Source organism: Pseudomonas auratipiscis (genome assembly GCF_036324085.1).
Lineage (GTDB): Bacteria > Pseudomonadota > Gammaproteobacteria > Pseudomonadales > Pseudomonadaceae > Aquipseudomonas > Aquipseudomonas auratipiscis.
The window spans coordinates 95890-116404 of sequence record NZ_JAZDCU010000019.1; the positions used below are offsets into that span (position 1 = coordinate 95890).

General features: G+C 58.4%; 21 protein-coding genes. 10 read left to right on the forward strand and 11 right to left on the reverse strand.

Features of this window, described 5'->3' with window-relative positions; genetic code table 11:
* Positions 1 to 13: 13 nt before the first annotated feature.
* The 5 genes from V0R60_RS22250 to V0R60_RS22270 form a co-directional block, all read right to left on the reverse strand.
* Positions 14 to 715, reverse strand: a complete 702-nt coding sequence (locus V0R60_RS22250; protein ID WP_136477540.1) for a flagellar hook assembly protein FlgD — start codon at positions 713 to 715, stop codon at positions 14 to 16.
* A 13-nt stretch (positions 716 to 728) separates the two neighbouring features.
* Positions 729 to 1172, reverse strand: coding sequence for a flagellar basal body rod protein FlgC (gene flgC, locus V0R60_RS22255; protein WP_136477541.1), 444 nt, complete (start codon positions 1170 to 1172; stop codon positions 729 to 731).
* A gap of 3 nt (positions 1173 to 1175) precedes the next feature.
* Positions 1176 to 1583 carry a flagellar basal body rod protein FlgB gene (gene flgB, locus V0R60_RS22260; protein ID WP_136477542.1) on the reverse strand — a complete coding sequence of 136 codons (408 nt, stop codon included), beginning with the start codon at positions 1581 to 1583 and terminating at the stop codon, positions 1176 to 1178.
* Positions 1584 to 1765: 182 nt separating this feature from the next.
* Entirely contained in the window at positions 1766 to 2593 is an 828-nt protein-coding gene (cheR, locus tag V0R60_RS22265; protein WP_136477543.1) for a protein-glutamate O-methyltransferase CheR, read from the reverse strand.
* A 51-nt stretch (positions 2594 to 2644) separates the two neighbouring features.
* Positions 2645 to 3574, reverse strand: a complete 930-nt coding sequence (locus tag V0R60_RS22270) for a chemotaxis protein CheV (protein ID WP_136477544.1) — start codon at positions 3572 to 3574, stop codon at positions 2645 to 2647.
* A 70-nt stretch (positions 3575 to 3644) separates the two neighbouring features.
* On the opposite strand from V0R60_RS22270, the gene flgA reads away from it, so the two are divergent.
* From flgA to V0R60_RS22290, 4 genes are all read left to right on the forward strand, one after another.
* A complete protein-coding gene (gene flgA, locus V0R60_RS22275) occupies positions 3645 to 4397 on the forward strand; it encodes a flagellar basal body P-ring formation chaperone FlgA (protein WP_330079288.1) in 753 nt (250 codons plus the stop codon).
* A 168-nt stretch (positions 4398 to 4565) separates the two neighbouring features.
* On the forward strand, positions 4566 to 4877 hold the full coding sequence (flgM, locus tag V0R60_RS22280; protein ID WP_136477546.1) for a flagellar biosynthesis anti-sigma factor FlgM: 312 nt from the start codon (positions 4566 to 4568) through the stop codon (positions 4875 to 4877).
* Between the two features lie 45 nt (positions 4878 to 4922).
* Positions 4923 to 5390, forward strand: a complete 468-nt coding sequence (locus V0R60_RS22285; RefSeq protein WP_136477547.1) for a flagella synthesis protein FlgN — start codon at positions 4923 to 4925, stop codon at positions 5388 to 5390.
* A 79-nt stretch (positions 5391 to 5469) separates the two neighbouring features.
* Positions 5470 to 6213, forward strand: coding sequence for a flagellar brake protein (locus V0R60_RS22290; RefSeq protein ID WP_136477548.1), 744 nt, complete (start codon positions 5470 to 5472; stop codon positions 6211 to 6213).
* Between the two features lie 64 nt (positions 6214 to 6277).
* Here the strand turns inward: V0R60_RS22290 and V0R60_RS22295 are convergent, their stop codons facing one another.
* The 3 genes from V0R60_RS22295 to bkdR form a co-directional block, all read right to left on the reverse strand.
* The gene (locus V0R60_RS22295) at positions 6278 to 7624 is read right to left on the reverse strand and encodes an MFS transporter (protein ID WP_136479001.1); all 1347 of its coding nucleotides are present in this window, start codon (positions 7622 to 7624) and stop codon (positions 6278 to 6280) included.
* Between the two features lie 93 nt (positions 7625 to 7717).
* Positions 7718 to 8959 carry a glutamine synthetase family protein gene (locus tag V0R60_RS22300; protein ID WP_330079385.1) on the reverse strand — a complete coding sequence of 414 codons (1242 nt, stop codon included), beginning with the start codon at positions 8957 to 8959 and terminating at the stop codon, positions 7718 to 7720.
* Positions 8960 to 9221: 262 nt separating this feature from the next.
* A complete protein-coding gene (gene bkdR, locus V0R60_RS22305; protein WP_045189126.1) occupies positions 9222 to 9707 on the reverse strand; it encodes a Bkd operon transcriptional regulator BkdR in 486 nt (161 codons plus the stop codon).
* Between the two features lie 202 nt (positions 9708 to 9909).
* Between bkdR and V0R60_RS22310 the strand changes: the two genes are divergently transcribed.
* The 4 genes from V0R60_RS22310 to lpdA are packed head-to-tail and all read left to right on the forward strand — an operon-like array spanning position 9910 to position 14871.
* Entirely contained in the window at positions 9910 to 11142 is a 1233-nt protein-coding gene (locus V0R60_RS22310) for a 3-methyl-2-oxobutanoate dehydrogenase (2-methylpropanoyl-transferring) subunit alpha (protein WP_136477550.1), read from the forward strand.
* Position 11143: 1 nt separating this feature from the next.
* On the forward strand, positions 11144 to 12202 hold the full coding sequence (locus V0R60_RS22315; RefSeq protein WP_136477551.1) for an alpha-ketoacid dehydrogenase subunit beta: 1059 nt from the start codon (positions 11144 to 11146) through the stop codon (positions 12200 to 12202).
* Positions 12203 to 13483, forward strand: coding sequence for a dihydrolipoamide acetyltransferase family protein (locus V0R60_RS22320; protein ID WP_136477552.1), 1281 nt, complete (start codon positions 12203 to 12205; stop codon positions 13481 to 13483).
* A gap of 2 nt (positions 13484 to 13485) precedes the next feature.
* Complete coding sequence (lpdA, locus tag V0R60_RS22325; RefSeq protein ID WP_330079287.1) at positions 13486 to 14871, forward strand: dihydrolipoyl dehydrogenase; 1386 nt, start codon at positions 13486 to 13488, stop codon at positions 14869 to 14871.
* A gap of 82 nt (positions 14872 to 14953) precedes the next feature.
* On the opposite strand, the gene V0R60_RS22330 is transcribed toward lpdA, so the two are convergent.
* Positions 14954 to 15850 (reverse strand): LysR substrate-binding domain-containing protein, encoded by an 897-nt coding sequence (locus tag V0R60_RS22330; RefSeq protein ID WP_330079286.1) that lies wholly within the window; start codon positions 15848 to 15850, stop codon positions 14954 to 14956.
* Between the two features lie 128 nt (positions 15851 to 15978).
* Between V0R60_RS22330 and V0R60_RS22335 the strand changes: the two genes are divergently transcribed.
* A complete protein-coding gene (locus V0R60_RS22335) occupies positions 15979 to 16614 on the forward strand; it encodes a glutathione S-transferase family protein (RefSeq protein WP_330079285.1) in 636 nt (211 codons plus the stop codon).
* A 22-nt stretch (positions 16615 to 16636) separates the two neighbouring features.
* On the forward strand, positions 16637 to 17680 hold the full coding sequence (locus tag V0R60_RS22340; protein ID WP_330079284.1) for an LLM class oxidoreductase: 1044 nt from the start codon (positions 16637 to 16639) through the stop codon (positions 17678 to 17680).
* A gap of 35 nt (positions 17681 to 17715) precedes the next feature.
* Here V0R60_RS22340 and V0R60_RS22345 read toward each other — a convergent pair whose 3' ends face one another.
* Positions 17716 to 18729, reverse strand: coding sequence for a sensor domain-containing diguanylate cyclase (locus V0R60_RS22345; protein WP_330079283.1), 1014 nt, complete (start codon positions 18727 to 18729; stop codon positions 17716 to 17718).
* Positions 18730 to 18781: 52 nt separating this feature from the next.
* Positions 18782 to 20440, reverse strand: a complete 1659-nt coding sequence (locus tag V0R60_RS22350; protein ID WP_330079282.1) for a phosphoethanolamine transferase — start codon at positions 20438 to 20440, stop codon at positions 18782 to 18784.
* Positions 20441 to 20515 lie beyond the last annotated feature (75 nt).

Sequence of the window (20515 nt, forward strand, 5' to 3'; positions counted from 1 at the left end):
CGCGTTATCGGCCCTAGATTCCAATAGATTGAATTTTCGACAGCGCGATGCTGCCCAGCCCCGCCAGATTCAGCATCATCTCCGAACCATTGCCACCCATGGTCACGCTGCTGACCGAGGCCGGCAGATTGGTCGTCATGGCTTTGGCGGTTCCATCGATGGTGCCCGAGGCTTTGAAGGTGTAGGTACCAGCAGGAGCAATCTCACCGTCGCTATCCTTGCCGTCCCAGGTGAAGTCCACTTTGCCACCCTTCTGGCTGCCCAGATCCAGGGTGCGCACCAGCTCGCCCTCGCTGTCGTAGATACCGACAGTGGTCAGCGTGCTGGATGAGGTCAGGTTGATCGAACCCTTCATCTCTTTGCTGGTATCGACGACCGACTTGTCGGTTTCGACCACAACATTGCGACCCACCAGCGAAGACGCCTGCAGGGCAATGGAAGAGAGGAAGGCGCCGCCGATGGTGGCGACCGAATCGTTGAGCGTCTGCATGCCTTCCAGGCTGCTGAACTGCGCCAACTGCGCGACGAACTCGCCGTTTTCCTGAGGATCGAGCGGGTTCTGGTGCTTCATCTGGGTGACCAGCAACTGCAGGAACGCATCTTTGCCCAGCGCGCTGCCAGCATTACCGGTCTTGGCATTGCTGTTGGCTTCAGGCTTTTGCAGCGACTGCAGTACCGCGTTGCTGACACCGGCGGTGGAATTGGTGGTGGTCATACGGCTACTCCTGTCACTGACCCAGGGTCAGAACCTTCTGCATCATGGACTTGGCCGTATTCATCAGCTCGGCGTTGGTCTGGAACGAGCGGCTGGCAGAAATCATGTCGGCCATTTCCTCGACCACGTTGACGTTCGGGTAGTAAACGTAACCGTCCTTGTTCGCTGCTGGATGGTTGGGCTCGTAGCGCGCCTCAAGGTTGCTTTGATCCTCCACCACGCCGAGCACCTGAACACCTTGACCGGCTTCGCCCTGATCCTGAAACAGCGACTGACCCACACCGCCCTGCGCTTGCTGGAAGGTGGTGGCAAAAACCGGATGACGGGCACGGTAGGTCTGATCGATGCTCGAAGAGACCGTCTCGGCGTTGGCAATGTTCGAAGCGACGGTATTCAGACGCGTGGTCTGGGCACTCATGCCGCTACCGGCAATGTTGAATACACTGGCGAGGGACATGACTTACTCTCCGCGCAGGGCTGATACCAGCCCTTTGAATTTACTGTTGAGCAGCGTGAAGCTGGCCTGGAAACCCACGGCATTTTCCGCATAGCTCGACTGCTCGAGCTGGGCATCGACGGTATTCTGATCGATCGAGGGCTGCATCGGCGTGCGGTACTGCAGCGTCTCGTCACCCATACTCAGGCCTTCAGCCTCGATATGACGGGTGTTGGTACGATCCAGTGCGAAGTGGCCTTTGCTGGTCTTCTCGGCCTGGGCGGCGAGGACCGATGCGAAGTCCAGGTCGCGCGCCTTGTAGTTTGGCGTGTCGGCGTTGGCGATATTGTTGGCCAGCACTTCGGCACGCTGGGCGCGAAAGCCCAATGCCTTTTCGTGAATGCCGAGCGCTTTATCGAAACTGATGCTCATGTCGGGGAAACCTTCGAAGGTTTTTCGTTGACTGAGCTAGAGCAAGAGCCATGCCAAAAAACAAAACCCCGTAAATACGGGGCTTTTAGCGCTTTGTCGCTGGCGGCAATGCCAGAAAAGCGGCAAAGGATTACCGCCGGGCGCCAGCAAAGCGGCAATGCCTACCTCCGCAGGGGAGGTGTTTATTTGGCTTGGTAAATGATGCCAGGACTGCACTGGACCATCTGATAGTGATCCGGCAAGCCGTTGAGTGCTTCCGAGGCGCCAAGGAACAAGTAGCCGCCCGGCTTGAGCGTGCTGTGGATACGCAGCAGGATGTCTTTTTTGACCTGTGCCGAGAAATAGATCAACACGTTGCGGCAGAACACGATGTCGAACTTGCCCAGGCTCGCGTAGCTGTCGAGCAAGTTGAACGAACGGAACTCCACGCGACTACGAATCGGCGCCTTCACCGCCCAGCGACCGGGTGCCTTGACGTCGAAGTAGCGCTGCAGGCGCTCCTGGGACAAACCGCGGGCAATGGCCAGGCTGTCGTACTCACCTGACTTGCAGTTGGTGAGCATGGTTCCGGACAGGTCGGTGGCAACGATTTGCGCGCCCATCTTCAACTGACCAATGTTGCTGCGCTCGAACTCATCGATCGCCATCGAAATGGAATACGGCTCCTGGCCCGAGGAACAGGCAGCCGACCAGATGCGCAGACGCTGCCCGGGGTTGGCCTTGATCTGCTCAGGCAGCACCTTGTTCTTCAGCACTTCGAAGGGATAGGTGTCGCGAAACCACAGGGTCTCGTTGGTGGTCATGGCATCTACCACCTGCTCGCGCAAACCACTGCGCGGCTGGCTCTGAATACGCTGTACCAGCTCGGTCAGGGACTTGATGCCCTGCTGCTCCATCAGCTTGTTGAGACGGCTGGAGACCAGGTACTGCTTATTTTCGCCCAGCAGGATGCCACAGGCTTTTTCCAGGAAGACCCGGAACTGTTCGAAATCCAAATTACCCGTAGACAATGGTACAGCCTCTTAAATCGTGTGAACCGCCAGGGGCTGAACCCCCGACCGTTAGTGCGTGGCCTTGATGCGATCGACGACGCGCTGGGCGAGGTCGTCCGGCTTGAACTTGGCCAGGAAATCATCGGCCCCGACCTTCTTGACCATCGCCTGGTTGAACACGCCGGAAAGCGAAGTATGCAGGATGATGTGCAGTTTTTGCATGCGCGGGTCGCTGCGAATCTCGGCTGTCAGGGTGTAACCGTCCATCTCCGGCATCTCGATATCGGAAATCATCATCAAGAATTCTTCTTCCGGACGCTTGCCCTCCTCCACCAGATTGCGCAGGTACTGCAGCGCCTGGCGACCATCGTTGAGCGCTACCACTTCCACGCCGACCGTCTGCAGGCAGCGACTGACCTGCTTGCGCGCAACCGACGAATCGTCGACCGTCAACACGCGCAGCAATACGGCCTTGTCCTGCACCTCGGCATCGACCACGCCAGCCGAGATGGACTCGGAGGTCGGCGCCACTTCGGCGAGGATTTTCTCCACGTCGATGATCTCGACCATTTTGTTGTCGACCCGTGTCACCGCGGTCAGGTAATGGTCGCGACCGGTGCCCTTGGGTGGCGGATGAATCTCTTCCCAGTTCATATTGACGATGCGCTCCACCGAGTGCACCAGGAAACCCTGGGTCTTGGTGTTGTACTCCGTGATGATAACGAAGCTCTTGCTGACATCTTCACTCAGACCGGGCATACCGGTCGCCATCGCCAGATCGAGGATCGGGATGGTTGCCCCGCGAATATTCGCTACACCGCGCACCACCGGATTGGACTTGGGCATCACCGTCAGGGGTGGGCATTGCAACACCTCCCGCACCTTGAACACGTTGATCCCGTAGAGCTGCTCGCCATTGAGGCGAAACAACAGCAGCTCCAGGCGATTCTGCCCCACCAGTTGCGTGCGCTGGTTCACCGAATCCATTACACCAGCCATGCCAGACTCCTTCACCAAACGCTTCGAACTTCGTACCCAGTCTCGGCACGCGCTTTGCTATTTCAATCGTATGAATATGAAAACGCCATTTTCCCGACGCCTGACTCGCCTGCTGCCAAGCTATTTGGCTGCGCTGTGCCTGCTGGCACCTGGCGGTCGACTCCTGGCTGACACTTTCACCCTGCCTGAACAACTTATCGGCGTCACCCAAGGGTTTCTTGAATTCACCGTGGAAGACTACCTGGCCAGCAGCCAGACCGAAGGACGCTACGAGATCCAGGTCAACAACCTCGACCCGCGCCTGCGCATGCCGCTGTGCGACCGCCAGCTGGATGCAAGCCTGGAAAGCCCGGCGCAGCCCATAGGTCGCGTGACGATCAGGGTTCGTTGCGAAGGTAGCTCACCTTGGACGGTGTTCGTGCCCGCCCAGGTACGTCTTTTTCGTCATGTAGTGACGGTAGTGCGACCGCTGAAGCGCGAAAGCATCGTCAGTGAGCAGGACGTCAGCCTGCGCGAACGCGACGTAGGGCTGCTCAACCAGGGTTTCTTGAGCAGTCTGGATCAGGCCATCGGTCTCAAGGTAATCCGACCAACGGTCATGGATCAGGTGCTGACGCCTCAACATCTGGAACAGGCAGAAGTGGTTCGCAAAGGTGACCAAGTGGTTATTACCGCGCGCAGTGGTACCTTGAGTGTACGTATGCCGGGCGAAGCCCTGAGCAAGGGCGGCCAGAGCGAACAGATCCGAGTACGCAATCTGAATTCCAAACGGGTGGTCAAGGCCAGGGTTACCGGGCCGGGCCAGGTCGAAGTAGCGATGTAAGCGAGCAAACAACGACTAACGCTGGCGATCAGGAACTGCTTTTCCTAAACTGTGTCCCATTGGGTGCCCAAAATGCATTGCGCATGATGTGGAACAATTGCGCCTAAAGTTTTTTCCGGGTCGGCCGAAAACAAGGCAAGCGTCCATATACCCAGAGGTTTTCTGATCATGGTCATCGACTTCAGTCGTTTGAATAATTCCCCGTCGGTTACCGGCGCGCGTCCTGGCAACAGCCAGGAAAGCACCGGCGCCGCAGCAGCCAAGGCCGACCCTGTCGCCACCAGCAGCACCAGCGGGGAAACCGTACACCTGAGCCATGAGGCCCAGCAGTTGCAGAAGGTCAGCGACAAGCTGCGCGACCAGCCGGTTGTCAACAGCGCCCGCGTGGCGGAGTTGAAGCAGGCTATCGCCGACGGCAGCTACCAGGTCGACAGCAACCGCGTCGCCAGCAAACTGCTTAATTTCGAAGCCCAGCGCTAGCCTCTGGCGCGCTGACTTCAGGACGCTTGAACCAAAGAGCCAGCCATGCACGACACTACCTTGCTGCAATTGATCGAAGACGACCTTGCTCCAGCGCAACAACTGCTGGAGTTGCTGGAGACAGAAGCAATTGCCCTGCTCGGCCGCGATATGCCGCTGCTGGAAAACCTTCTGGCACGCAAGCAATCGTTGGTGATCCTTCTCGATCAGCAAGGTCGACGCCGCAGTGAGCTGCTTGCCAGCCTTGGCTTGAGTCAGGACCGTGAAGGTGTTGCGCAACTGGCCAGCCAGTCCCACCTTGGCGAACGCCTGTTGCAGCAACTGGATACACTGGGCAAGCTGCTTGCCGACTGTCAGGCAGTCAACGAGCGCAACGGCCGCTCGATCCAGCTTCAGCAGAGCAGCACAGCCAATCAGATCAGAATCCTCATGGGCGGCGAATCACCTTCGCTGTACAACGCCCGTGGGTCGACCTCGCCCCTCGCCAAGCCGCGGGCGCTCAGCCAGGTTTAATTCCCTGTATCAAGGTACAGAACATACTGGCAAAATGCTGTTACTTGCGTGTGCCGTCTTGCCTGGAGATTGATTACCCGTGTTCAATGAAGCAGAAGCTCCGCAGCCTCCAAAGGTACTTCGCACGCCTTTGGAAATTGCCGCCAACTTGCGGTCGCTGCAAGAGAGCCATGACCCGCTGATCATCACCTTCCACGAACGTAGCCAGCGTTTCCAGAGCTATGTCGTCGAAGTCGACCGCGAAAACAACCGTCTGGGACTCGATGAGATGGTCCCCCGCGACGGTGAGCGCTACCTTGAAAACGGCGAACCGTTCCGGATCGAGGGTTTTCATGAAGGCGTGCGCATTGCCTGGGAATGCAACACCCCATTGAGCATCAGCGAAGCCAACGGTCATCGTTGCTACCACGGTGAACTGCCCACCGAAGTGGCCTATCACCAACGTCGCAATGCCTTCCGTGCCGCCTTGAAGCTGTCGCAACTGGTCGACATCAAGCTCGATGGTGACAAGCTCAAGGGCAATGGCGAGTTGCGTGGCAAACTGCTGGATATTTCCGCCACAGGTTGCAAGCTGCGCTTTGAAGGCAATGTCGAAGAACGCCTGCAACTGGGTCAGGTGTACGAAAAATTCGCTTCCGGCGCTCCGCTGGGCTTGTCCCAGGTGGAAGTCGAACTGCGCCACCTGCATTTTGAAGAGCGTTTCAACACCACGTTCGCCGGTGTGCGCTTTCACAACCTGAACGGGCAGATGCAGCGCAAGATCGAAACCTTCGTCTACCAGCTACAGCGCGAAGCGCGTCGGTTCGATAAAGACGATTACTGAGTGTATCGCGGGGCAAGTCCGCGCCTACCGGATCCGGTAGAGACGGCTTGCCCCACGCAAGACTTCATAGCGACGCCGGCTTCCCCACTCCCCCGCCTGCGACATCGTCTGCCTCGACGCTGGCGTCTTCCTGTTCAGTATCTTCAGCCGCCACCGGCGCCTGCATCTGATCCTGCACCACTTGCTCATCGACCCGCGGGTCGAGCGCCGCCGATAGCGGCGAGCCGGCTGCCGGCATGGCCACGTGATTGAGCGGTGCATCGTCGACCTGATGCAAACCTGTAACCGCCTTAGGCCGGATCCGCCATACCAGCACCAGGGCAAAAAAGACAAAGAAGGCATAGAGCATCTGGGTGCCGAACATCTTCATCATCACCCCCGCTGCCAGCGGCCCAATACTGGCGCCAACGCCATAGGTCACCAAGAGCATGGCGGTCAGCGAAACGCGCCGCTCGCTTTCCACATGGTCGTTGGAAAAAGCCACCGCCAGGGGATACAGGCAAAACTGCAGCAACGACACGATAAAGCCCGCAGCAAACAGCACCACGATTGGCACGGTCGGCATGATCGCCAGGGGCAATGCCGCAATCGCCAGGCCCACCGCCACGCTGCGGATCAATACGGCACGGTCATAGCGATCGGACAACCAACCCAAAGGCCACTGCACCAGCAGACCGGCGAAAATACAGCAGCCCATGAACAGACCGATGTATTCAGTGCTCAACCCCTGCTTGGCCGCGTACAACGGTGCAAGACCGTAGAACGAACCGACGATCAGGCCCGAGCCGAGCACCGTACTCAAGGATTGAGGCACCCGTTTGATAAAGAAGCGCGGCTCCATTGGCGCAGGGCGCAAAGGTGCCGGGTGAATGCGGCGAGTCATCGCCACCGGCACCAGGCACAAGGCAAAGCACATCGCTACCAGCATCAACAGCTCTGGTCCCAGTTGCGGGTGGGCAACCAGTATCAGTTGGCCGAGCACCAGCCCCAGGTACGAAGCAATCATGTAGCCACTGAACACTGCGCCCCGCTGCTTGGCATCGGCCTGCTCGTTAAGCCAGCTTTCGATGACCATGTACTGGCACATCATGCCCAGGCCGACGATAACCCGCAGGAACAGCCATGCCGGCAACCAACTGACCAGGCCATGGCCAAGCACTGCCGCGCCGACGATACCGGCACAGGTAGCGTACGCGCGTATATGCCCGACCCGGGCAATCAGGCGGTGACCGATCTTGCCACCCAGGGCCAGGCCAAAATAGTTGGCCGCCATCAACGCACCCACCCAGAGGCTGTCGACATGGTCGGCAGCCAGGCGCAGGGCCAGGTAAGTACTCAACAAGCCGGAACCAATCAACATCATCAGCGCAGCAAAATACAGCGCGCGAAAAGACTTCCAGATCTGTCGCATCAGCGTCCCGAACGGCCCCTTGAGCAGGTGGAAAAACTGCATGAAAGCATAAGTGAAAATAGCGGTACTGCAGGTCCCGGGAGTGAAAAAAACCTACGCCTGTGCCGCCAGCACTCGACGCTCCCAGGGGGTAATTTCATCAAAGAAACTGGTCAGCTCCATGCTCTTGGTAGCGATGTAGCCTTCGATGAATTCGTTGCCGAACAGTTCCCGAGCAAGCTCGCTGCGCTTCAGACGCTCAAGGGCCGCATGCAAGGTACAGGGAAGGCTCAAATGATCCGGCACCTGGAACTCACCCTGGATCGCTGCTGTAGGTTCAAGCTGCTGTTCGATGCCATGCAGGCCGGCAGCAAGGCTGGCAGCAATGGCCAGATAAGGGTTGGTGTCGGCACCAGGCAAGCGGTTTTCTACCCGCCGCGCCACCGGCGAACTGGCCGGGATACGCAAACCGGCAGCACGATTATCCTCTGACCAGCAGGCATTGTTGGGTGAGGCGTAGGGATGGCAGAGGCGCTGATAGGAATTGACGTTGGGCGCGAACAACGCGGTGAAGTCCGCCATACAGGCCTGCAAACCACCGATGAAATGTCGGAAGGTAGCAGTCGGCGCGCCGTCGGCATCGCTGAACACGTTATGGCCATCGCTGATCTGCACCAGGCTCTGATGAATATGCATGGAGCTTCCCGGCGTATGCGCCAGAGGTTTGGCCATGCACACCACGATCAGACCATGCTTGAGCGCAACCTCCTTGAGTAGGTGTTTGAACAGCAGCGTCTGGTCGGCCAACAGCAAGGGATCACCGTGCAACAGGTTGATCTCGAACTGACTGACGCCCATTTCATGCATGAAAGTGTCGCGCGGCAGTCCCAGCGCTTCCATGCAACGGTACACCTCATTGAAGAACGGACGCAGGCCATTATTGGAACTGACGCTGAAGGCCGACTGCCCTTCTTCGCGACGACCGTCCTTGCCCAGCGGCGGGAGAAACGCCTGGTCAGGATCACTGTTGGGGGCGAAAACAAAGAATTCGAGCTCAGTCGCTACCACCGGTGCCAGCCCAAGGGCAGCATAACGGGCGATCACCGCCTTGAGCAGACCCCGTGTAGACAACCCGGAACTGGCGCCGGTCAGCTCCACCGCATCACAGATCGCCAAGGCGCGGGGCTCGTCACTCCAGGGCAAGCGATGAATGTGGCGATCATCGGCAACCAGCGCCAGGTCACCATCGTCGCTGCCGTAGAAACGTGCCGGCGGGTAGCCACCCATGATGCACTGCAGCAGCACGCCACGGGCCATCTGCAATCGGCGTCCCTCGAGAAAACCTTCAGCCGTCATTACCTTGCCGCGGGGCACACCGTTGAGATCCGGCGTGATGCACTCGATTTCATCAATGCCCGTCAATCGTTCGGCGAGGGAGCACTGGCCACTGGTCGTCATGACACTATCCTTAATGTTGTCGCATGCCGGTAAAGGCGATGACTACAACATAGGCGCGCTGCGTTCGGAATTTCAAGCACTCAGAACGGGGCTGATCGAAATTTCCTACAGGCACAGCAGCACCAGCAGCAGCGCGCTTGCCCGGCGATAGCCTTTGCAATCACCCCGGCAAGGTCAGGCCATTGGCCGGCAATGGCAGCGCGGTTTTGTAGCGCACCTGCTTCAAGGCAAAGCTGGAGCGAATATTGGCTACCCCAGGCAAGCGCGTCAGGTAATCCAGAAAGCGCTCCAGGGCCTGAATACTCGGCAGCAGCACCCGCAACAGGTAATCCGGATCACCTGTCATCAGATAGCACTCCATGACCTCCGGACGCTCGGCAATTTCTTCTTCAAAGCGATGCAGTGATTGCTCCACCTGCTTTTCGAGGCTGACATGAATAAACACATTAACGTCCAGACCCAACACTTCCGGCGCCAGCAGGGTCACTTGCTGACGAATGACTCCCAGTTCTTCCATGGCCTTTACCCGGTTGAAGCACGGGGTGGGCGACAGGTTTACCGAGCGCGCGAGTTCGGCGTTAGTGATCCGGGCATTTTCCTGAAGACTGTTGAGAATACCGATATCAGTGCGATCCAGTTTACGCATGAGACAATTTCACCTGTTTTTTGTCTTTATAAGGAATGTTTATCCGCAAGCTGGAACAAAGGCAATGAACTTGAGAGAAATATTCTTCAGGCGCCCGAATATGATGTAGGACAAGACTGACTCCCTAGTCACAAGCCGGGGTTTCAGTAGCGACCGCTTCAAAGCTCAACAAAAACACAAGACAGAGCGAGCGTAAAAAAGCATGAACGAGTACGCCCCCCTGCGTCTGCATGTGCCCGAGCCTACCGGCCGGCCAGGCTGCCAGACTGATTTCTCCTACCTGCGTCTGAACGATGCCGGCAAGGTCCGTAAACCTCCCGTCGATGTAGACGCGGCCGAAACCGCGGATATCGCCTATAGCCTGATCCGGGTACTGGACGACAAAGGCAATGCCCTGGGCCCGTGGGCCGAGGACATCAGCCCGCAAATCCTGCGTCAGGGCATGCGCAACATGCTCAAGACCCGGCTGTTCGACAGCCGCATGGTGGTTGCCCAGCGCCAGAAGAAAATGTCCTTCTACATGCAGAGCCTGGGTGAGGAAGCCATCGGCAGCGGTCAGGCCATGGCCCTCAACCGTACGGACATGTGCTTCCCCACCTACCGTCAACAAAGCATTCTCATGGCCCGCGATGTGTCGCTGGTCGAGATGATCTGCCAATTGCTGTCCAACGAGCGTGATCCGCTCAAGGGCCGTCAATTGCCGATCATGTATTCGGTCCGCGAAGCTGGTTTCTTCAGCATCAGCGGCAACCTGGCCACCCAGTTCGTACAAGCTGTGGGTTGGGCCATGGCCTCGGCGATCAAAGGTGACACCAAGATTGCCTCGGCCTGGATCGGTGACGGCGCAACCGCCGAATCCGACTTCCACACTGCCTTGACGTTCGCCCACGTCTACCGCGCGCCGGTGATCCTCAACGTGGTCAACAACCAGTGGGCAATCTCCACCTTCCAGGCCATCGCCGGTGGCGAATCGACCACTTTCGCCGGTCGTGGCGTCGGTTGTGGCATTGCTTCGCTACGGGTCGACGGCAACGACTTCATCGCCGTCTACGCCGCTTCGCGCTGGGCTGCCGAACGCGCCCGCCGCGGCCTGGGCCCAAGCCTGATCGAGTGGGTCACCTACCGTGCCGGTCCACACTCGACCTCGGACGATCCGTCCAAGTATCGCCCGGCAGACGACTGGAACCACTTCCCGCTGGGCGACCCGATTGTCCGGCTCAAACAGCACCTGATCGCCATCGGCCACTGGTCCGAGGAAGAGCACCAGGCGGTTACCGCCGAGCTCGAGGCCGAGATCATCAAGGCGCAGAAAGAAGCCGAGCAATACGGCACCCTGGCCGGCGGCCAGATGCCAAGCCCTGCCTCCATGTTCGAAGACGTCTACAAGGAGATGCCGGAGCACCTGCGCCGGCAGCGCCAGGAACTGGGGATCTGACATGAACGATCACAACACCACCATCCAGTTGGAAACCGCCATGGCGACGACTACCATGACCATGATCCAGGCCCTGCGCTCGGCCATGGACATCATGCTTGAGCGCGATGACAACGTGGTCGTCTACGGCCAGGACGTAGGCTACTTTGGCGGCGTGTTCCGCTGCACCGAAGGCCTGCAGAGCAAATATGGCAAGTCGCGGGTGTTCGACGCACCGATCTCCGAGAGCGGCATCGTCGGCACCGCCGTGGGCATGGGTGCCTATGGCCTGCGCCCGGTGGTCGAGATTCAATTCGCCGACTACTTCTACCCCGCCTCCGACCAGATCGTCTCGGAAATGGCGCGCCTGCGTTATCGCTCGGCTGGCGAGTTCATCGCCCCGCTGACGTTGCGCATGCCTTGCGGCGGCGGTATTTATGGCGGCCAGACCCACAGCCAGAGTCCCGAGGCAATGTTCACCCAGGTCTGCGGCCTGCGCACAGTGATGCCTTCGAATCCCTACGACGCCAAAGGTCTGTTGATCGCCTCGATCGAGAATGACGATCCGGTGATTTTCCTGGAGCCCAAGCGCCTGTACAACGGCCCTTTCGACGGCCACCACGACCGCCCGGTAACGCCATGGTCAAAACACCCTGCCGCCGCCGTTCCTGATGGCTATTACACCGTTCCGCTGGACAAGGCGGCCATCACTCGCCCCGGCAACGATGTAACTGTCCTGACCTATGGCACCACCGTGTACGTCTCACAAGTGGCTGCCGAAGAAAGCGGCGTCGACGCTGAAGTCATCGATCTGCGCAGCCTGTGGCCGCTGGATCTGGAGACCATCGTTGCCTCGGTGAAAAAGACCGGTCGCTGCGTAGTCGTGCACGAAGCCACCCGCACCTGCGGTTTTGGCGCCGAGTTGATCTCGCTGGTCCAGGAACACTGCTTCCATCATCTAGAAGCCCCGATCGAACGCGTGACCGGTTGGGACACCCCCTACCCGCACGCGCAGGAATGGGCGTATTTCCCAGGCCCTTCACGGGTAGGCGCGGCATTGAAACGGGTAATGGAGGTCTGAATGGGCACACACGTCATCAAGATGCCGGATATCGGTGAAGGCATCGCACAGGTCGAGCTGGTGGAATGGTTCGTCAAGGTCGGTGATACCGTCACCGAAGATCAGGTCGTGGCCGATGTCATGACCGACAAAGCCACGGTGGAAATTCCCTCGCCGGTAAGCGGTAAGGTACTGGCCCTGGGCGGTCAGCCCGGCGAGGTCATGGCCGTCGGCAGCGAGCTGATCCGCATCGAGGTAGAAGGCGCCGGCAATCACCAGGAAGGCGCCAGCAAAGCTGCTGAACCCACACCTGCACCACCTGTTGCAGAACCTGTGGGCGCAAGCTTGCCCCGCGAAGAAGCCAGCAAGCCCACACCACCCGCCCCTTCGGCACATCAGCCCAGCCCGATCGTCCCGCGCGCGGCCGGCGAGCGCCCATTGGCCTCCCCCGCCATCCGCAAGCGTGCCCTGGATGCCGGTATCGAACTGCGCTTCGTCCACGGCAGCGGCCCGGCCGGACGTATCCTGCATGAAGACCTCGACGCGTTCCTGACCAAGCCGACCCAGAGTACCCAAGGTGCATCTGCCGGCTACAGCAAACGCACCGACAGCGAACAGATCCCGGTCATCGGCCTGCGCCGCAAAATCGCCCAGCGCATGCAGGATGCCAAGCGCCGCGTTGCGCATTTCAGTTATGTCGAAGAGATCGACGTCACCGCACTCGAAGAGCTGCGTGTACACCTGAACAAGAAGTGGGGCGACAGCCGCGGCAAACTGACCCTGCTGCCGTTCCTGGTGCGCGCGATGGTCGTGGCCTTGCGTGAATTCCCGCAGATCAACGCCACCTACGACGACGAAGCCCAGGTCATCACCCGCCACGGCGCGGTGCATGTCGGTATTGCCACTCAGGGCGACAACGGCCTGATGGTGCCGGTGCTACGCAATGCCGAGGCCGGCAGCCTGTGGAACAACGCAGGTGAAATCGTGCGCCTGGCCAACGCGGCTCGCGGCAACAAGGCCAGCCGAGAAGAGCTGTCGGGTTCGACCATTACCCTGACCAGCCTGGGTGCCTTGGGCGGTATTGTTTCCACCCCCGTGGTCAACACCCCCGAGGTCGCCATTGTCGGCGTCAACCGCATGGTCGAGCGGCCAATGGTGATTAACGGCCAGATCGTTATTCGCAAGATGATGAACCTCTCCAGTTCGTTCGATCACCGCGTGGTCGATGGCATGGACGCGGCACTCTTCATCCAGGCCATTCGCGGCCTGCTCGAACAACCTGCCAGCCTGTTTGTGGAGTAACCATGCAACAGACTCAAAACACCACCTTGCTGATCATCGGTGGCGGTCCCGGCGGCTACGTCGCAGCCATCCGCGCAGGCCAACTTGGCATTCCGACCATTCTGGTCGAGGGTCAGGCCCTTGGCGGTACTTGCCTGAACGTGGGCTGCATTCCCTCCAAGGCGCTGATCCACGTTGCCGAGCAGTTCCACCAGACTCGCCAGCACAGCCAGCATTCGAACCTGGGCATCAAGGTTGCGCCGCCTAGCCTGGACATCGCTCAGAGCGTGGCCTGGAAAGACGGCATTGTCGATCGTCTTACCAGCGGTGTTGCTGCCCTGCTGAAAAAGCACGGGGTCAAGGTGATCCACGGCTGGGCAAAAATCCTCGATGGCAAAAGTGTTGAGGTCGATGGCCAACGTATCCAGTGTGAGCACATGTTGCTGGCAACCGGCTCCAGCACGGTCGAATTGCCGATGCTGCCTTTGGGTGGCGTGGTTATCTCATCTACCGAAGCGCTGGCTCCCAACGCCTTGCCCCAACGCCTGACGGTGGTTGGCGGCGGCTACATTGGCCTGGAACTGGGAATCGCCTACAGCAAACTCGGCGTGGACGTCAGTGTGGTCGAAGCCCGCGAGCGGATTCTGCCAACCTACGACAGCGAGCTGACGGCGCCGGTCGCCGAGTCGATCAAGAAACTCGGTATCACCCTTTACCTCAAGCACAGTGTTGAAGGCTTCGACGCCGACAACAAGCTGCTGCAAGTGCGTGATCCAGCGGGCGCAATGCTGCAGATTGCAACCGATCAGGTGTTGGTCGCCGTGGGTCGCAAGCCTCGTACCCAAGGTTTCAACCTGGAAAACCTGGGGCTGAAAATGAACGGTGCAGCGGTCGCCGTCGATGAACGTTGCCAGACCAGCATGCGCAACGTCTGGGCCATCGGTGACCTGAGCGGCGAACCGATGCTTGCTCATCGCGCCATGGCCCAGGGCGAAATGGTTGCCGAAATCATCGCCGGAAAAGCCCGTCGCTTTGAACCCACTGCGATTGCCGCCGTGTGCTTCACCGACCCGGAACTGGTGGTGGTCGGCAAGACCCCGGACGCTGTCGAAGAGGAAGGCCTGGACTGCATCGTCGCGCAATTCCCCTTTGCCGCCAACGGCCGGGCCATGACCCTGGAATCGAAAAGCGGCTTCGTCCGTGTCGTCGCCCGTCGTGACAATCACTTGATCCTGGGCTGGCAAGCTGTCGGTGTCGGCGTCTCGGAGTTGTCGACGGCCTTTGCGCAATCACTGGAAATGGGCGCACGCCTGGAAGACGTGGCGGGCACTATCCATGCCCACCCAACCCTGGGCGAAGCCGTCCAGGAAGCGGCATTGCGGGCGCTTGGTCACGCCCTGCATCTGTAACCTGTAACACACTGAAGCGGCCAAGGCCGATTTGACCCGCTGTGCGAGCGCGCAGCGGGTATTTTTTTGCCTCTACCCTGGTTCAACGCACAGGCAGACTTTGCACTTGAGCCTTGATCCAGTTGACGAATGCCTGCACTTCAGGACGCTGCAAGATGTCGGGACGACCGACCAGGTAGTAAGCGAAGCGCGAAGGCCAGGGCTTGTCCAGCGCGACGATCAACCTGCCGGAGTCGATATCGTCCTGAGCATGCGTATCCTGGACCAGCGCGATGCCCTGGCCCGCCGCCGCCGCGCGCAGCAGCAGCAGGTCGTCTTCGAAGCTCATCCCGCGCTGCGCCTCGTCGCCTGCCTGCGCCCCATGGGCCTGCAACCACAGCGGCCAATCGGCACGATCACTGTCTTGCAGTAGCGGGTAATCCAGACAATCAACCGGCTCATTGATAGCCGGGCCCTGGGCCAGCAATTGTGGACTTGCCACCGGCAAGAGTACCGGCGCCATCAACCGAATCGACTCAAGCCCTGCGTAGCTGCCAAGGCCATGACGCAGGGCGATATCCACGCGGTCGCGATTAAAGTCCACAAGCTTGGCCGACGCTTCGACACGCACCTCAATGTGCGGATGCAGGGCACTGAAAGCGCCGATCCTCGGCACCAGCCAGGACGCTGCAAACGAAGGTACTGTGCTGATTGTCAGCGTTTTTTCTACCGAGAAGTTTTCCAGCGTCGAATAGGACTTCTCAATCAGATCAAAACCACGCAGCAGACTGGCGTGTACCCGCGCTCCTGCCTCGGTGAGATGGACGCCGTGATGACCACGCACAAACAGCACAACCCCGACGCGTTCCTCCAGCAAACGTATCTGCTGGCTGATCGCTCCTGGGGTCACGCCCAAGCGTTCGGCCGCCGCCTTCAGGCTGCCCAGCCGTCCGGTTTCGGTAAAGGCACGCAATGCCAACAACGGTAAAACGGCTCCCACAGGCCAACCTCAGGTTAGAAATTCTAAATCCACAGAAGAGAAATCATCGTTTTTCAAGCCTACCGCTGCTCACTAGGATAGAGGCCACGACATCAACTGAATAGCCCATGCAGCGCAGGAAGCGAACGATGAACGACCCCACACTGACGCTTTACACCGATAGCTCACCTAATGGCTTCAAAATCACCATCGCCCTTGAAGAACTCGGCTTGCCCTACGCACTCAAGCATGTCCACATCGATCAGGGCGAGCATCATGACCCTGCGTTTCTTCAACTCAATCCGCATGCGCGCATTCCCGTGCTGGTGGACCAGCACTCGGGCATCACCCTTTTCGAGTCCGCGGCGATCCTGCTGTACCTGGCAGAAAAAACCGGTCGACTGCTGCCAAGCGATCCGACCTCGCGCTGGGCGGCTATCAAATGGCTGATGTTCCACGCCTCGAGCATGGGGCCGATTCTCGGTCAACGCGTGCATTTCGAATTGTTCGAGCACCCTCCCCTCCAGTCCGCTATCGAACGCTATCGACGCCTCACGGAAGAGACCTTCGCCACCCTGAACGACCAGTTGGCGCACAACCGCTGGCTGGCCGGCCAGGAGTACAGCATCGCCGACATTGCCACCTTCGGATGGATGCACATCGCACACATCATCGACTTCGACTTCAGTCGTTTCAAACACCTGAACGCCTGGTATGAGCGCATGGAGCTACGGCCCGCCGTGCAGCGCGGCATCAGCTTGCCGCTACCGGCAACCGGTCCGTGACATTCATCTGGAGAGCATCGGCATGAACCACACTGTAATCGGCAATACCCCTGCTACCAGCGGCGCCAGCGCTCCGGCATTTGTTGCGCACCCTGGCTACCAGCGAATGTTCGCTGCAGGTGAACTGACCCTGGGCATGTTTCTGCCATTACGCTTTTATCAGGGCGACCTGAGCGTACTTGCGGGCCAGGCCGATCTTGTCGGCGAAATCGACCGCCTTGGGTTCGCTGCCGTCTGGGTACGGGACGTTCCGCTGTTCGATCCGTCCTTTGGCGATGCCGGGCAAGTTTTTGACCCCTTCACCTACCTGGCTTACCTGGCCGCGAAGACCAAACGAATCGCCCTGGCCACTGGCAGCGCGATCTTTTCCCTGCGCCACCCTATCGACCTGGCCAAGGCCGCGTCGACCATCGACCAACTCAGCGGTGGGCGCCTGGTCATGGGCATCGCCTCGGGCGACCGTCCCGTGGAATTTCCCGCGTATGGTTTGGAGCACAGCGAGCGCGGCGAACGTTTCGCCGACGCGGTGGATTACTTTCGGCAACTGCTGCAAGGCACCCAAACGAACATCGCCTCATCACTGGGCAACCTCAGCGCCGCGCAGCTACTACCCAGGCCTGCTACTGGCAACATTCCCTTGCTTGTCACCGGCTCATCCCGTCAATCAATGCCGTGGCTGGCCGAGCATGCCGACGGTTGGCTGACCTACCCCCAAGCCACCCACTCAGCTTCGGGTCCACGGCAACTTGCAGAAAAAATTCAGGCCTGGCGCAGCCAGATTCCGGACCAGGGCTTTCGCCCTCACGTTACCAATGAATGGATCGATCTGGATGAAGACGCGAACTTCCCACGTACACCACTACGCGGTGGATATGTGCTGCGCACCGGACGCAAGGGCTTGATTGAATTGCTCGGTGAATGGCGCGATGCCGGTGTGAACCATGCAGCGCTAGGCATTCACCTGGCCCAGCGTCCCGCGCAAGAAATAATCCAGGAGCTGGGCGAAGAAGTCCTGCCGTTGTTTCCCGCGCACACCGGACCTTTACCTCTGAACCAGAACTGGTAGGCACAGCCTGGAACCCTGTGCACATCGCGGTGAAACTACTCACACACCCTGTTTTTGCCGGCCGCTTTTGCCCGGTACAAGGCTTGGTCCGCGCGTGTCAGTATTTGCGCGTGGTCTTCCCCCTCCTGAAGCTGTACCACGCCATAGCTCATGGTCAATGGGTACTCGCCCACGGAGGGCGCCTGTTCCAATGCCTGACGAATGGTGGCGGCCAATCGCCGAGCCTGCTCGAGCGAGGAGTCGACCATCACCACAACAAACTCATCCCCTCCCCAACGGGCCAACAAGTCGGTGCTGTGCAGGCATTCTCGAACTCGCCCGACGATATCGATCAACGCACTGTCGCCACGGCCATGGCCGTAACGGTCGTTGATTGGCTTGAAATCATCCACATCCATCACAATCAGCGACAACGGCTGGCGAAAACGCCGCGCGCGTTGACATTCCTGCTGCAGGACTTTCTCCAGGCGATATCGGTTGGCGATCAAGGTCAGCGCATCACGCTCAGCCAGGTCACGATTCTCGTCCAGCTGACGCTGCAATTGTTGATTGACCCAGGACAACTCGCGCGTGCGCTCCGCCACCAATGCCTCTAGCGAGGAGTTCTGATGCTCCAACTGCTGAACCAGGCGCTTGCTGGCATCAATGTTGCGATGAGCCCCGAGCATCCGCGCAACTGAACCGTCGGCATTGCGCGCAATAATATGACCGCTGTCTTCGATCCATAGGTAACTGCCATCCCGGCATTTACAGCGGTATTGCACCTTGTACTGCTCAGCGCGCTGCGTGATATAAGCCTCGAAATGCTCCATCACCCGTGGGTAGTCTTCAGGATGAATCACACTCTCCCAGGTGAACACCGAGTTATCCAAGGAGTGGCTGGAATACCCAAGCATCTTGTACCAACCAGGGTTGCGATAGACATAGCCCGTATTGGCATTCCAATCCCAGATACCGTCACTGATCAAATCCAGCAAGGTTTGCAGTTGAGCGCCTTCAAACGCAACGGATGGAACATTCGGTACTGCCGATTCAGGTGCTTGACTCATGGACCCTCTCCCTTGTCCTGGACGACTTCGCCCCAGTCCGCCCGCGCAACGTTCACCGGGCACTGTTCAACAGTTCAAAATCAAATTTGGGCACATAGACGCCAGCGAGTAAGTGCGGACAACTCGAGGTGACAAAATCATCACTCAACAGATCATGTGAGCTTTTGTACTTATCGGTCAGAACCCCGGTAGCGCCGAGCAGCGTATGAGACAACGACGATATGCTGATTTTCTGATGTTCTCTATCCTTCAGCTTCATAAGGTTGAGTGACGGCTGACTCCTGACATTGTCCGATGCCCAAATGAATGCCGAGACCAGCAGATCATACTCATTACCCATGCCGTGACCTAACAACTCGCGGTTATCGTCCAACAAGTTTTCGCCATGATCCGAGGAATAGAACAATAGTGAGGGCTTCTCGCTACGTTTGAGCCTGTCGATAATTGTCCCTAGCAGCCAATCGGTGTACAGCACCGTATTGTCATACTCTGCGGTAATTTTTTCCTTGGCACTATTGGAGGATGGCGTGAACAGCTTGAAGTCATCCGGGTATCGGCGCGAGTAGTCGAAATGACTGCCTTTCACGTGAATGAATATGGCCTGCTTCTCTCCCGCCCCGTTGCTCAGGATTTTCTCGTACGCAGGAATCAATGCACCATCGAAGCTTCTTTCAAAGTATTGACGGTGGTTGGCCTCTGCAGCTATTTGCGGAATGATACCGCCGAAGCTATCGACCTCCTGTACCGACAACCAATAGGTTTTGTACCCGGCTGCACGATAGATACCCACCAGCGATTTGGTCGAGGCAATCGAATCCCAATCCGAGATGGGCTCCAGGCTGAGCATCGAGGGTACCGCCACGGCTGTGTAGGGGGCGGTCGTACACATACGATTGAACTTGAAGATGCCTGTTTGCTTATCCAGGTTTGGTGTAGTTTTTTTGTCGTAGCCGTACAACGACCAATTATGCGGTCGCGACGATTCACCGATCACGAAGACCAGGGTTTCTATGGGTGGCTTGGTCGGCACAGTCATCAACTTTACTTCCGATGCCTGCCGTTGCTTGATCAGTTTTTTGGATTCACCGTATATATGCGCAGTCAGGCCTGCCTGGGACAAGTAACCTACCGGCGTGCTTTGATCCTTGGCAACCAGATCAAGCACCGCGTGTGCTCCCAGAGAGTTGACCTTCACGGTCTTGTAAAAGTACGCCCCATAGCCCAACACCAAGGCACAAAGGGTCAAAACAAAAATACCTTTATTTGTATACTGATCACGCTTGTACAGCCCTATCAGCCCGGCCCCGTAGCAAATTAAAAAGGTGACAAGCACGAAGCTGATGGGCTGCCAATAGGTCGGCAAGAAATCGTCCGCCTCCCGGTAGTTGGTCATACCGATAAAAAGATAGGCAGCCGTCAGTCTTGAATTGAAATTCAGCACCAGAAACAAATCGACGGCGGCCAGCAGGTAAAACGGCAGCAGAATAAGATGAAGTTTGAACTGACTGACCGGGGCGAACCTGATAGCCAACAACCAGAGCAATGAAATGCCCATGGTATAAAAAGCCAGCAAATCAATTTGTGAGTACTGATAATTTGTAATCAGCCTAATGATCAAGGGCGATAGCAAGTACGCCCATAACACTAAGTTTTGCCACTCTGCCTTGAATACTTTCACTGCAAAACCGAACACATTGGCTGAGGTTTTCATCTTTTAATTATTCTCATGGATTACCTGCTCGCTGCCCCAAGCGTAGCTTCAGTTTGCACGCGATGCCACGGGGGT